The 11722-nt window shown below is 62.3% G+C and carries 10 protein-coding genes; 4 read left to right on the top strand and 6 right to left on the bottom strand.

Annotated features, from left to right (window positions below; genetic code table 11):
- Together ECTHA_RS20000 and ECTHA_RS16835 are read left to right on the top strand one after the other, a co-directional pair.
- Window positions 1–261, top strand: a 261-nt coding sequence (locus ECTHA_RS20000; RefSeq protein WP_035369062.1) for an integrase core domain-containing protein, incomplete at its 5' end; no start/stop codon positions are given.
- 117 nt (window positions 262–378) lie between these two features.
- The gene (locus tag ECTHA_RS16835) at window positions 379–2955 is read left to right on the top strand and encodes an MGH1-like glycoside hydrolase domain-containing protein (RefSeq protein WP_025282630.1); all 2577 of its coding nucleotides are present in this window, start codon (window positions 379–381) and stop codon (window positions 2953–2955) included.
- 80 nt (window positions 2956–3035) lie between these two features.
- Here ECTHA_RS16835 and ECTHA_RS0102600 read toward each other — a convergent pair whose 3' ends face one another.
- Window positions 3036–4250, bottom strand: a complete 1215-nt coding sequence (locus ECTHA_RS0102600) for a DcaP family trimeric outer membrane transporter (RefSeq protein WP_025282629.1) — start codon at window positions 4248–4250, stop codon at window positions 3036–3038.
- A gap of 259 nt (window positions 4251–4509) precedes the next feature.
- Between ECTHA_RS0102600 and ECTHA_RS16830 the strand changes: the two genes are divergently transcribed.
- Window positions 4510–6153, top strand: a complete 1644-nt coding sequence (locus ECTHA_RS16830) for an FMN-binding glutamate synthase family protein (protein ID WP_025282628.1) — start codon at window positions 4510–4512, stop codon at window positions 6151–6153.
- Window positions 6154–6341: 188 nt separating this feature from the next.
- Here the strand turns inward: ECTHA_RS16830 and ECTHA_RS0102590 are convergent, their stop codons facing one another.
- Complete coding sequence (locus ECTHA_RS0102590) at window positions 6342–6863, bottom strand: carboxymuconolactone decarboxylase family protein (protein ID WP_051582550.1); 522 nt, start codon at window positions 6861–6863, stop codon at window positions 6342–6344.
- A gap of 222 nt (window positions 6864–7085) precedes the next feature.
- On the opposite strand from ECTHA_RS0102590, the gene ECTHA_RS16825 reads away from it, so the two are divergent.
- Window positions 7086–8177, top strand: coding sequence for an ATP-binding protein (locus tag ECTHA_RS16825; RefSeq protein WP_025280537.1), 1092 nt, complete (start codon window positions 7086–7088; stop codon window positions 8175–8177).
- 16 nt (window positions 8178–8193) lie between these two features.
- Here the strand turns inward: ECTHA_RS16825 and ECTHA_RS0102580 are convergent, their stop codons facing one another.
- The 4 genes from ECTHA_RS0102580 to ECTHA_RS0102565 form a co-directional block, all read right to left on the bottom strand.
- Complete coding sequence (locus ECTHA_RS0102580) at window positions 8194–8751, bottom strand: carboxymuconolactone decarboxylase family protein (RefSeq protein WP_025280536.1); 558 nt, start codon at window positions 8749–8751, stop codon at window positions 8194–8196.
- A 103-nt stretch (window positions 8752–8854) separates the two neighbouring features.
- A complete protein-coding gene (locus tag ECTHA_RS0102575) occupies window positions 8855–9358 on the bottom strand; it encodes a DoxX family protein (RefSeq protein ID WP_025280535.1) in 504 nt (167 codons plus the stop codon).
- Window positions 9359–9405: 47 nt separating this feature from the next.
- Entirely contained in the window at window positions 9406–10068 is a 663-nt protein-coding gene (locus ECTHA_RS0102570; protein WP_025280534.1) for a response regulator transcription factor, read from the bottom strand.
- Window positions 10055–11707: an ATP-binding protein gene (locus ECTHA_RS0102565; RefSeq protein WP_026623480.1), complete on the bottom strand. Its 1653-nt coding sequence runs from the start codon at window positions 11705–11707 to the stop codon at window positions 10055–10057. Before ECTHA_RS0102565 ends, ECTHA_RS0102570 begins: the two co-directional genes overlap by 14 nt.
- Window positions 11708–11722 lie beyond the last annotated feature (15 nt).

The raw sequence follows: 11722 nt of genomic DNA, 5'->3' as shown, positions 1-11722 counted from the left end.
ACCCAGGTGCTCGAAGACCATAAAATCCAGATCAGCATGGACGGCAAGGGCTGTTACCAGGACAACATCTTCGTGGAGCGGCTCTGGCGCAGCGTGAAGTACGAGTGCGTCTACCTGAAGGCCTTTGAAAATGGAGCCCACTTACGCCAGGACCTGAAGCAGTACTTCGCCTGGTACAACGCAGAGCGGCCCCACCAAGGGCTGGACGATGCAACACCGGATGAGGTCTACTTCAACCAACCTCTGACTCGGGCGGCCTGACGCCTGAGAGATACAACCCGGTTAGAGCTTAAACCCCCTGTCAGGTGGTCCAGCAGATGGGGTCCACTTCACTGGCGTCTCTGGGGACCTTATCTGTCGGAACGGGCCTGGGGAACCGTGCGGGAGGATTACAGTGCGGACGGCGAAGCCTGGGACTACTTCGGCCATGGCGATGCGATGATGCGGGCCTTTCGCTGGGGCGAGGACGGCATCGGCGGGCTGTGCGATGAACAACAACGTCTGATCTTCGCGCCGGCCCTATGGAACGGTCGGGATCCGATCCTGAAAGAACGCCTGTTCGGGTTCAGCGGACCGGAGGGCAGCCATGGTGAAGACGTCAAGGAATACTACTTCCACCTGGATGCCGGACCTGGCCATCGCTGGCTCGCCTACCGTTACAAGTATCCTCATGCCGCGTTTCCCTACGACTGGCTCAAGGCGGAGAACGCGCGCCGAGGTCGTCGTGACACACCGGTCGATCTACTGGAGAGTGGCGCATTTGATCAGGATCGTTACTGGGATCTGGAGATCACCTACGCCAAGGCCGGTCCCAGGCAGATCCTCATCTGCCTTGAGGTGCACAACCGGGGGCCGGTGCGGGAGACCTTGTATCTGTTGCCGCGCCTGTGGTTTCGCAACACCTGGAGTTGGGGCGACGGTACCCAACGACCCCGGCTGCGCGCTGTTGAGCCCTTGGAGGGGGCCGCCTGGGCGGTTCGCGCCGAGCACGCCACGTTGGGCACTTACCTGCTTCGGGGACAGGAGGCAGCCGACAGCCTGTTCACCGAAAATGAGACCAATTTCGAGCGACTTTGGGGCGAGCCCAATCCTCAGCCCTTCGTGAAGGATGCGTTTCATCGTTATCTCATCGCGGGCGAGGCAAAAGCCGTGAATCCTGAACGGGTCGGCACCTCTTTCATGGCCTGTCACCGGCTGACCATCGAGGCGGGTGAGAGTGTGTGCGTCCACATGGTGCTCAGCGAGGTCTCTGTGGAGGCGCCTTTTGCTGATTGGGAGTCTGTGCGCCGTCACCGTCGCCAGGAGACGGACAGGTTTTTCGACGGTCTGCTGCCCAACGCCGATCAGCAGGATCGACGCATCCTGCGCCAGGCATTGTCGGGGCTGCTCTGGAACAAGCAGTTCTATTCCCTTGACGTGGCCCGATGGCTCGATGGCGACCAGCATCCCCCGCCGCCGGAGCGCGGGAAGGTCCGCAATGCCCATTGGCGCCACCTCAAGGTGCAGGCGGTCATTTCCATGCCGGACAAGTGGGAGTACCCCTGGTTTGCGGCCTGGGACCTGGCCTTTCACAGCGCCAGCCTGGCGCTGGTGGACGTGGGTGTGGCCAAGCAGCAGCTGGAGCTGTTGCTGGGGGAGCAATTATTGCACCCCCATGGACTGATCCCTGCCTACGAGTGGGATTTCGGTGATGCCAATCCACCGGTCCACGCCATGGCCGCCCTGAAGGTTTTTCGGGCTGAGCGGGTGCAGTCCGGGTGCCAGGATCACCGTTTTCTCAAGCGCGTGCTCCACAAGTTGTTGCTGCACTTTGCCTGGTGGATGAACCGCAAGGATCCCGACGGACATCACCTGTACGAGGGCGGTTTTCTCGGGCTGGACAACATCTCCGTGTTCAATCGGTCCGAGCCATTGCCGCCGGGGCATGTGCTCAAGCAGGCCGATGCCACTGGCTGGATGGCCATGTTCGCCCTCAACCTCACCCTGATGGCCCTGGAACTGACGACGGAGGATTCCGATTGCGAGGACATTGCCATCCAGTGCTATACGCAGTTCTTGAACATTGCCGCGGCCTTGTCCGGTGGTCGCGACGGAGCACCCTCGCTCTGGGACGAGGCTGACGGGTTTTACAAGGACTTGGTGTTGGCACCCGATGGCCAGTCGGCGCATGTGGACGTTTACTCCTGGGTAGGCATTGTGCCGCTGTTTGCCTGTGAAGTGGTGGATCAGCGTCTGCTGCGGTCGGCGCCCCGCTTCGCCCGGTTGCTGGCCGAGCACGGTGGCGGGGGTTTCGATGGTCATGTGGTGTGTGCCTGTCCGGAACACGAAAACGAACGGGGTGAACATCTGCTGGCCCTGGCCTCGCCCGAACAGGTGACACGTATCCTGCAGCGGGTCTTGGACGAGGGACAGTTGCTGTCCCGGTTTGGCGTGCGCAGCCTCTCCCGCGAACACGCCACGCATCAGGATCTGGGTAACCTGCCGGGTATTGGACACGCGCACATCGCCTATCAACCAGGCGAGGCCGACAGCGGCATGTTCGGCGGCAACTCCAACTGGCGTGGACCTATCTGGTTACCACTGAATTATCTGTTGGTGCAGACCCTGGAGAAATACCACCGCTATGCCGGTGCAAGCCTGACCCTGCCGGCCCCTTGTCTGGATGGTGAGCCCGTCACCCTGCGCCAGGCAGGGGAAGTCATCGCCCAGCGCCTGGTGAATCTCTTCCGGCGGGATGCTCGGGGCCTGATCCCGGCATTCCCCCCGGATTCGCCGTTGCAGAATGACCCCCACTGGCAGGACATGATGCTGTTTCACGAATACTTTCACGCCGAGACCGGCCGGGGGCTGGGGGCTCAGCACCAGACCGGATGGACGGCGCTGGTGGCCAATCTTCTTCTGCGACGGTATCGGGAGGAAGTACCCGACTATTGGCAGGGATCCTCCGGGCGATGAGTGATCCGATCGCCCGCCCATGGCGTGGACAAACGGGCCATGTGGCGATCGGATCACCGCAATCGTGGGCATGCATGGGTTCAGAAGCTCACCCGCACGGACCCCTGCACCCGGTTGATGTCACCACTTCCTTGACCGTTGATGCGCCCCTCGATGGAGCGCTCGGCCCAGATGTATTCCAGTCCGACCATCACGTTGTCCATCACGTCGTGAAGCAGGTTCAGGTGCACGGATTGAACCTCCTGGTTGACCCCCGCGTAGGCATCTCCGGGGTTGTCGGCCGCAGCATAGCTGACGACCGCATTGCTGCGCGTGTTCTGGTTCCACCAGTGGCGATAGGCCACGTAGCCTCCATAGGCCTCCAGGGTATCAAGCGTACCGTCCGCCTCGATGAAGGCATCGGGGAACACGTTCAGCCCCAGGTAGCGACCAATGGCATTGCCGTAATTGAGCTGAAACCTGAGATCATCGCTGGCGCCGATCTTGACCAGGCCTGTCAGACTCAAGGCCGCTCCCCACACGTCGTCATCGATGTCCGGGTCGATGTCGTCGGAGGTGCTGCGTTCGGCCCGCAGGTTGCGCACGATGCCTGCCACTGAGCCATGTCCCCAATCACGATGCACGTTGTACCGGGCGACGATGTCCGGCCAGCGATCATCCCGGCCACTGCGCACGTTGGTGCCACTGTCTTCCACGGTCAGCGTGGTGAAGGGCTGCTCCAGGGATAGCATCAGGTTGTCGGATTCGCCCATGGGGCGTGTGTAGCGGATCTGGATATTCCGGTTGAACAGAGTGCCCACCGGGCCCACGAAGTCCAGCGTCTCGGGCTTGGTGGTGACGTTGTAGAAGGTGCCCCAGGTCTGGCCCGCGGTCCAGGGGCCGAGGCTGACGAAGGCATGGCGCAGTCGTGGCGCCTGATTACCCACCAGCCGATTGCGGTTCAGTTCGCGACTGTCCATGAAATCCAGTTCGATATGGGTGATCAGATCGTCCCCGTCGGTGGGTGTGCGGGTTCGCAGGTAGAACCGGGACTCACGGACGCTATAGCGAGTCACGTTTCGGGTGTCTTCCTGCCCGTCCAGGGGGATCAGCGCGGGGACCAGAAAGGTTTCACTGGCATCGTCGGCGGCGTCGTTGGTGCGATCCGTGAACATGGCATCCATCTTCACGTAGCCGCCAAAGTCGATTTCGGTCTGGGACCAGGCCACGGTGGACCCGCCTGCCAGCAGGCCGGCGGCGATGCAGGCCATGAGCCGGGTAGGGCGGGTGGTGCAAGGCTTGTTTGGGTGCTTCATGGTTTTCACTCCCGGAGTCAGCGGTCTTAGGAATGCCGGAGCCGGGGAGAAAGGTGCCGAACCCCAGGCTCAACAAGAGCCTAGGGCTCCATTGTGGGGTCGGTAATAGGTTGTTTTACCTAGGGGTTTTTGCCTAGCGGTTGGCGTTGGCGCGGCCTTGGTTAAGTATTCCTACGCATGGGTAGGCGGCGGGTGGTGGCCTACTCTGTCGCTGTAGGTCGTTTCCATGATCGACCTGGACAGGACCTGGAGATTTGCCATGCCCATCGTTGTATTGATCCTGACCGGCATTGTGGCGCTGGCTATTGCGTCCTCATTTTGGTTTTGGCCGCCTGCCATCCTGGCGACCGCAGCGGTGTTCGTGCTGGCCTTGATGGCCCTACGCGACCGTTTTCAAACCCGGCACTCCCTGCGCCGCAATTTCCCCTTGTTTGCCAGAGGCCGTTGGATGATGGAGGCGATACGGCCTTTCGTGCGGCAGTATTTCATCGAGTCGGACATTGATGGTGCCCCCATCAACCGGATGTTTCGCAGCATTGTCTATCAGCGGGCCAAGGAGGAGATGGACAGTGTGCCCTTTGGCACACGGGTCGATGTCTATCGCAGCGGCTACGAGTGGATCGGCCATTCCCTGGCGGCCATTCCCGTGGGTAAGGTCGAACCGCTGCGTGTCAAGGTGGGAGGGCCCGACTGTCGTCAGCCCTACAGGGCCAGCATCCTGAATATTTCCGCCATGAGCTATGGTGCCTTGAGTCCGAATGCCGTTCTGGCGCTCAATCGCGGGGCTTGCAAGGGCGGCTTTGCCCATAATACGGGGGAGGGGGGTATCAGCCCCTATCACATGCGGGAGGGGGGCGATCTGATCTGGCAGATCGGTACCGGCTACTTCGGTTGCCGGGATCACGCGGGTCGATTCTGTCCCGATACATTCAGGGCGAATGCAGCCAGGGAATCGGTCAGGATGATCGAGATCAAGCTCTCCCAGGGGGCCAAGCCCGGCCATGGGGGTATCCTTCCCGCCGCCAAGAATACCCCGGAGATTGCTGCTATCCGCGATGTTCCAGTGGGCGTGGAGGTGGAGTCTCCACCCACCCATAGCGCCTTCGATTCCCCCCTGGGTCTGATGGCCTTCATTGCACGCCTGCGGGAACTCTCCGGGGGCAAGCCCGTGGGTTTCAAACTGTGCATCGGCCGGCGCAGCGAATTTGTCGCCCTGTGCAAGGCCATGTTGGAATCGGGTACCACTCCGGATTTCATCACGGTGGATGGCGGGGAGGGCGGTACGGGCGCGGCGCCCCTGGAATACACCAACTCGGTGGGTATGCCACTGCGCGATGCCCTGGCGTTCGTTGATGACTGCCTGACCGGTTTTGGACTCAGATCCTCGGTCACCGTGATTGCCTCGGGAAAGATTCTGACGGGATTCCACCTGGTCAAGAATCTGGCGCTGGGCGCCGATCTGTGCAACAGCGCCCGGGGCATGATGCTGGCCTTGGGGTGCGTGCAATCACTGGTATGCAACAGCAACCACTGCCCAACGGGTGTTGCCACGCAAAATCCCCGATTGCAACGAGGTCTGGTGGTGAGTGACAAGGGGGATAGGGTCGCCTCCTACCATGCCAGGACCCTGCGGGCGACCGCTGAACTGATCGCCTCTGCCGGCCTTTGTCACACCCTGGAGTTGAACCGGACGCACATACACCGGCGGATTGATCAGCATGCCATCAGGCGCTATGACGAGATCTTCCCGTACATGCCCTATGGCGCACTGCTCCAACAGCCCTTGCCGCCGGAGTTTGCCCTCTATATGGAGGAGGCGGACGTGGACCACTTCCTGCCCCGGCAATGTCTCACCCGCACCCGCACTGGCACCGGCACCGAAGGGGTGGTGGAGCGGATTTAACGTGAAAGAACCGAGGTTCAGCTACAGGACTCCCTTCTCCCCCAAGGGGGAGAAGGGCCGGGGATGAGGGGGGGCGGTGGGCACTGTGCCAGTCCTTGCCCCTCACCCCAACCCCTCTCCCCGCGGGGGAGAGGGGCTCGATACATCTTTCATCATCAAGGGTGACTCACCACCGTGATGCATGAGAGTTAGCGGTATTCGGGATCAACCCGGGTGTGAAGCAGGTTGTTGGCATAGGTGGCCAGGGTGAATGTGGAGATGATGGTAATGATCTCCAGCAGGTCCTCATGGGACACGCCCCGTTCCTCGAAGAGCCCCACTTCCGCCCGACCCAGACACCCGCGAAGTTCCATGATCCGGCGAGTGGCCTCCAGGAGGTATCGGTAGCGAAGCTGACCTGGCAGCCGCCCGGCCACGACTTCGGCGATGGTTTGGTTGTCGACGCCAGCCCGAGCGGCCTCCTTGGAGAAAACGCCCTGGCAGTAGATGCACGCGTTGTAGACAGCCACTTCAAGAACCACCAGGGCCTGCTCATCCGGCGGGAGTCTGCCGTGGCGTTCAAGCAGATGCTCCAGTTGCACAAAGGCCTCAAGCGATAGCGGATGACGGTCGAGCGTGCGGTAGAGATTGGGAACGGTACCCGCAAAATCCGCAGCCACCTGTTGCAGGGCGCTGTGGCTTGCTTCACTATCGACGTCATGGTCTGTCATGGGTTTCGGCCTTTGCATTGCGCCTGCTGCGCGACTTGGAGAAGATCCGACACGTGGCCCAAGGATGGCACTGCCGACGTGGCTTGGCTATCAGGGATAACCACAATCTCGGCCTTCGGGCTTCACATCCGGCCCTATCATGGCATTAGTTAAATCTTGGTCGCAGCGGATCGAGGGCCAGTCAACTAAAGGCTGGATAAAGACGCGGTCTGGGACTCTCTTATGATCCTTGCCGAATGCATCGCAAACAGCGAGCAGGGCATCGCCCAGTTGTTCGAGGAGCTCTACGACCCGGCATTCCTGATCGACCCGGCTCAAGAGCGTTTCGTTGGTGCCAATGCGGCGGCCTGTCGTTTTCTGGGTTATTCCGCTGAGGAGTTCACCCAGCTGACTCCCACGGACATACACCCCCACGAGATCCCGCGGCTGGATGCCTTCGTGGTGTCCGTTCATGAGCATGGCCGTTGGGTGGCCGACGACCTTTCCTGTCGCACCCGGGATGGCTCCCTGGTGCCTGCGCAGGTGCGGGCAACCGAAGTGTGCATCGGGGGGCACGTCTATATTCTGACCGTGGTGCGTGATCGACGCGAGGAACTGTTGGCGGAGTTGGGCCGTTCCATCCGCAAGCTCACCCACGATCTGCGCAATACCATGGTGGCCTCCCGCCTGATGGGCGATCGGCTCTGCCGTCACGAAGACCCCATGGTCAGGCGTAGCGCGGAGCTGATCACGCGGTCGGTGGACCGTGCCGTGAACATGTGTCAGCAAACCCTGGAGCTGGGCAATGCCGAAGAGCAGCAACCGCGGCGGGAGCGGTTCTTGCTGGGGGATGTGCTTGAAGAGATCCGGGCGGCCATCGGCCCCGAAGAAGTGGCCCGTGCCTCCCTGGACACCTCGCAAGCAGAGGATGCGGAGGTGGACGCGGATTTCGATCAGATTTACCGCATTCTGCTGAACCTGGTCCGGAATGCGCTGGCCGCAGGTGCCACACGCCTCCAGGTGATCGCCAGTCGTGAAGCCGATGTCTTGCGGATCGACCTGTCGGATGATGGCCCGGGTCTCCCGGAGGATGTACGTGCCCGCTTATTCTCGGAAAAGTCCGCTTCAAGAACGCACGGTGGGGCAGGGCTGGGCCTGGCCATCGCCTGGGAGCTGGCCCGTAATCATGCGGGCGATCTCTTGCTCCTGAACACGGGTCCGGGCGGCACCACCTTTCGGCTGGTGTTGCCCGCAGGGGCGCCCCTGGAAGGGACGCCATCAAAGCCCCAGTCTGACGCCAGGCACCGTGATGGTGACTCTGTGCCAGGGCCCTGATCCTTAGGCTCGTCGGTCAACCCGATACCGATGGTTCCCAGCGGCGACCAGCAAAAGGGGCATCCAGCGTGGTTGCCGTGACATGGTTGGTGTAGTTGCTCAGGGTCTTCAGTCCTACCCCCAGGATGACCTCCAGCACCTGCTGGTGGGTGAAGCCGGTCTCCAGGAAGTCCTCCACCTGTTCGTCAGAAACCCAGCCACGCTGTTCCACCACGGCCAGGGTGAACTGGCGCAGCGCCTCCAGGCGTGGATCATCGAGGGCCTGTCGTGCCCTCAAGGCATCGGTGATCTCTGCCGGCACTTCCGCCATGTCCGCGGTAATGCTGTGGGCCGCAACGCAATAGTGGCATTGGTGGCGTGTACTGATGCTGAGCAGGACCACGTGACGGTCGATCGCCGTCAGGCTGGTCTGTTCGAACAGGTTGTTCAGGGTGAGATAGGCCTCCGCCAATTGGGGTGAAGTGGACATGGAGCGAATCAGGTTGGGGATCATCCCGAACTTGCTCATGCTCATTTCACGTGCGGGTTCGGGTACTTGCGCGTCATCGTGCAGGGGGAAACGTTCTTGGTTCATGGCAGTTGGCCTCCGGTCATACACATGGGGTGTTGCCCCCTTGTCTGGTCGAGGGGAGCGGGCACTGCGTTACGTAATGTCACGTAGTGCCCGTGGTTGCCTGTCATGGGCGGCGGTACCACCGCGCCAGGGCATGATCGAGGGAGGCCCTTCCCGGCCCCCAGGTCATGATGGCCAGCAGCATGGCGGCCCAGGGTAAATGGTGCGTGGCCCACGCATCTGGAATGGTCAGCTGGATGACCACGGTCATCAATAACAGCCCCAGGGCCGCAAAACGGGTGCCCAGCCCCAGTACCAAGAGGATCGGCAAGAGGATCTCGCCGATGGCCGCCAGGTAGGCGCTGAGAACAGGAAGGGGCATGGGGTAGGTCTCACCGAACAGGTGCAACTGGAATTCGTGCTCGAACAGCCAAAGCGCCCCCGGAGAGAGCTGCAGGCCATCCCACTTGGTGAGCCCGGATCGCCAGAAGGGGATGGCCACGGCGATCCGCAACAGGAGGGCCGGTAGTGAAGCGGGCAGATACTGGAACCCCCGCGCGATAGCGTCGACAAGACGCACCAGCGTATGGCCGGCTCCCTGGCCCCGATGTGGGACAGATGTGTTCATGGACACGCTCCTCTGGTAGAGGCCGCCTATCAGCGGTCTTGATCGGCTCAGGACACGGACTTTTCATCGATGGGTAGCGTCGGCAGCAGGCGATGCTGATATTCGCTGCAGGCCAGGGCCAATCGAGCCAGGTGAGAAGCACTCTTGGCCCCCATCTTCTGCATGAGATTGCTGCGATGGATCTCCACGGTGCGTACGCTCACGTCCAGGTCGCGGGCGATGAGCTTGTTGGGTTGGCCATCCAGCAGTCCTTCCAGCACGTCGCGTTCCCGAGGGGTCAGCGAGTCGAGCCGCGCCTGCAGGTGCGCCACCTCCTGGGCACCCGCGCGTTGCTCGGCATCCCTTTCGAGGGCGTGTCGTACCCCTTCGATCAATGCCTGATCGCTGAAGGGTTTTTCGAGGAAATCCAGTGCTCCCTCACTCAGCGCCCGCACCGCCATGGGGATGTCTCCATGGCCGGTGATGAATACGATCGGCATGTGGATGTCCTGTTCCTTGAGCCGGCGCTGCAAGGTGAGTCCATCCATGTCCGGCAGGCGCACATCCAGGATCAGGCAACCGGGCGTTCGAGGTGTCACGAAGTCGAGCACCGCCTGGGCATCGGCAAAGGCGCGGACAAGAAAGTCCTCGCTCTTGAGCAGCAGGCTCACCCCGGCGCGCACATCCGGATCGTCATCCACGAGATGAATATGGGGTTTATGGGTTGGCATGGTGAGTCTCCAATGGGAGCGTGAAATGGAATTCGGCCCCGCCTTCGGGCCGGTTGCGCGCGATCAACCGACCACCGTGGGCCTCGACCAGGGATCGGCTGATGGAGAGACCCAAGCCCAATCCTCCTTCCTTCCAGGTGGCAAAGGGATCGAAGAGCCGGGCCAGCCGCTCCGGTGGAATGCCCGGTCCGGTGTCGGTGACGGTCATGGTCACGCCCTCGCGGGTGGAAGCCACCTGAAGATCAATGCGCGCCGCTCTCAGGCCGTGGACGGCATCCATGGCATTACGCAGCAGATTGATCAGGATCTGCTCCACCTGCAGGGGGACCACGGAGACCCTGGGCAGCGTGTCGGGAAGGTCCACTTCCAGTCGGATGTGGCGTCGATTCAGCTCCGGTCGCAGCAGTTCCAGTACCGGATACACCAGATCACGGGGCGACACCGGTTGTTGCTCGGGGGTCTGGCCGGCTGCAAAGGCCCGCATCTGGCGCACCGTTTCGGCTGCCCGATGGGCGCCGGCGTCGAGTTGACCCAGTGCCTCCTGAAGGTCTTCCATTTTGCCTCGGGCCAGCAGGCGTTTGCAGGCCTGGGCATAGCTGGAGAGGGCACACAACGGCTGGTTGAGTTCATGGGCCAGACTGGAGGACAACTCGCCCAGCGTGCTCAGTCGTCCGGCGCGGGCGAGATCCTCCAGGTACTGGCGCGCCCGGGCCTCTGCTGCCGCGCGTTCATGGCTCAGGGCGTTAAGCACCAGCCCGGTCAGGACCAGCAGGGCCAACTGGGCATTGAGGGACAACAGGCTCTCGCCCAGACCCATGTCAGCGAAAGGCCCCAGACCCCAGCCGGTTCCCGACAAGGCAACGGCACCGGTGATCAGGATCAACCCCGAGGTGATCTGAATCGGGCAGCGTACAGCCGCCAGCATGATGAGCGGGAACACCGCGTAGGAGAGTGGCATCGCCACCATGGCAGGCAGTATGCCGGAGTACACCAGGGTGGTGATGCCGGTAATGGCGAGGCCCAGCGCCAGGGCCGCGAGCCGCACCGACCCCGGCAGGCGCATGGGCGCGCCCAGCCAGGTGATCAGGGCCGGAGCCACCAGCACCAGTCCCATGAGGTCTGCCACCCAGCACAGCCACCAGGTCTGGCTGAAACGCAAGTCATCCATGCCGACAGCCATGCCCCAGGCCCCAGCCAGGGCGGCCAGACCCGATGACGCCACGGCGCCAACGCTCAGCAGCAGCCATACATCCCGCAACCGTTCCAGTCGTGGCCTCATGGTCAGGCGCCGCAGCATGTGGCCTCCGAGGGCCACACCCGCGACCGTGGCCGCGACGATCCCGACCGATTCGAGCAGGGGCACCGCCTCTGAAGTGAACTGCCAGGTGATCAGGGCCGAGGCAACGCCCACGGCGGGCAGCATCCCATAGCCATAGAGGAACACGAAGGCCAGCCCTACGCCGGTGGCGGGCCATACCAGCGGAATACCGTGGGCATCCGGGGTGAAGATAAACCCCCACATGCCCACCGCATAGTAGAGGGTGATCAGCATCAGGCTGCGCAGCAACAGGCCCATGCCGCCGATCGACACCACCCGGCGCCAGTGACGTCGGGTCAGGGAGGGGGAGAATGTATTCATGTGCATGGGCCGGGT

It is taken from the genome of Ectothiorhodospira haloalkaliphila ATCC 51935, assembly GCF_000633935.1.
Lineage (GTDB): Bacteria > Pseudomonadota > Gammaproteobacteria > Ectothiorhodospirales > Ectothiorhodospiraceae > Ectothiorhodospira > Ectothiorhodospira haloalkaliphila.
This window is presented reverse-complemented; position numbering and strand designations above follow the sequence as displayed.

What these genes read in the sequence shown, in the direction of transcription:
- ECTHA_RS0102600 (WP_025282629.1), bottom strand. Translation starts at nt 4,250, where the DNA reads ATGAAGCACCCAAACAAGCCTTGCACCACCCGCCCTACCCGGCTCATG.
- ECTHA_RS16830 (WP_025282628.1), top strand. Translation starts at nt 4,510, where the DNA reads ATGCCCATCGTTGTATTGATCCTGACCGGCATTGTGGCGCTGGCTATT.
- ECTHA_RS0102590 (WP_051582550.1), bottom strand. Translation starts at nt 6,863, where the DNA reads ATGACAGACCATGACGTCGATAGTGAAGCAAGCCACAGCGCCCTGCAA.
- ECTHA_RS16825 (WP_025280537.1), top strand. Translation starts at nt 7,086, where the DNA reads ATGATCCTTGCCGAATGCATCGCAAACAGCGAGCAGGGCATCGCCCAG.
- ECTHA_RS0102580 (WP_025280536.1), bottom strand. Translation starts at nt 8,751, where the DNA reads ATGAACCAAGAACGTTTCCCCCTGCACGATGACGCGCAAGTACCCGAA.
- ECTHA_RS0102575 (WP_025280535.1), bottom strand. Translation starts at nt 9,358, where the DNA reads ATGAACACATCTGTCCCACATCGGGGCCAGGGAGCCGGCCATACGCTG.
- ECTHA_RS0102570 (WP_025280534.1), bottom strand. Translation starts at nt 10,068, where the DNA reads ATGCCAACCCATAAACCCCATATTCATCTCGTGGATGACGATCCGGAT.
- ECTHA_RS0102565 (WP_026623480.1), bottom strand. Translation starts at nt 11,707, where the DNA reads ATGAATACATTCTCCCCCTCCCTGACCCGACGTCACTGGCGCCGGGTG.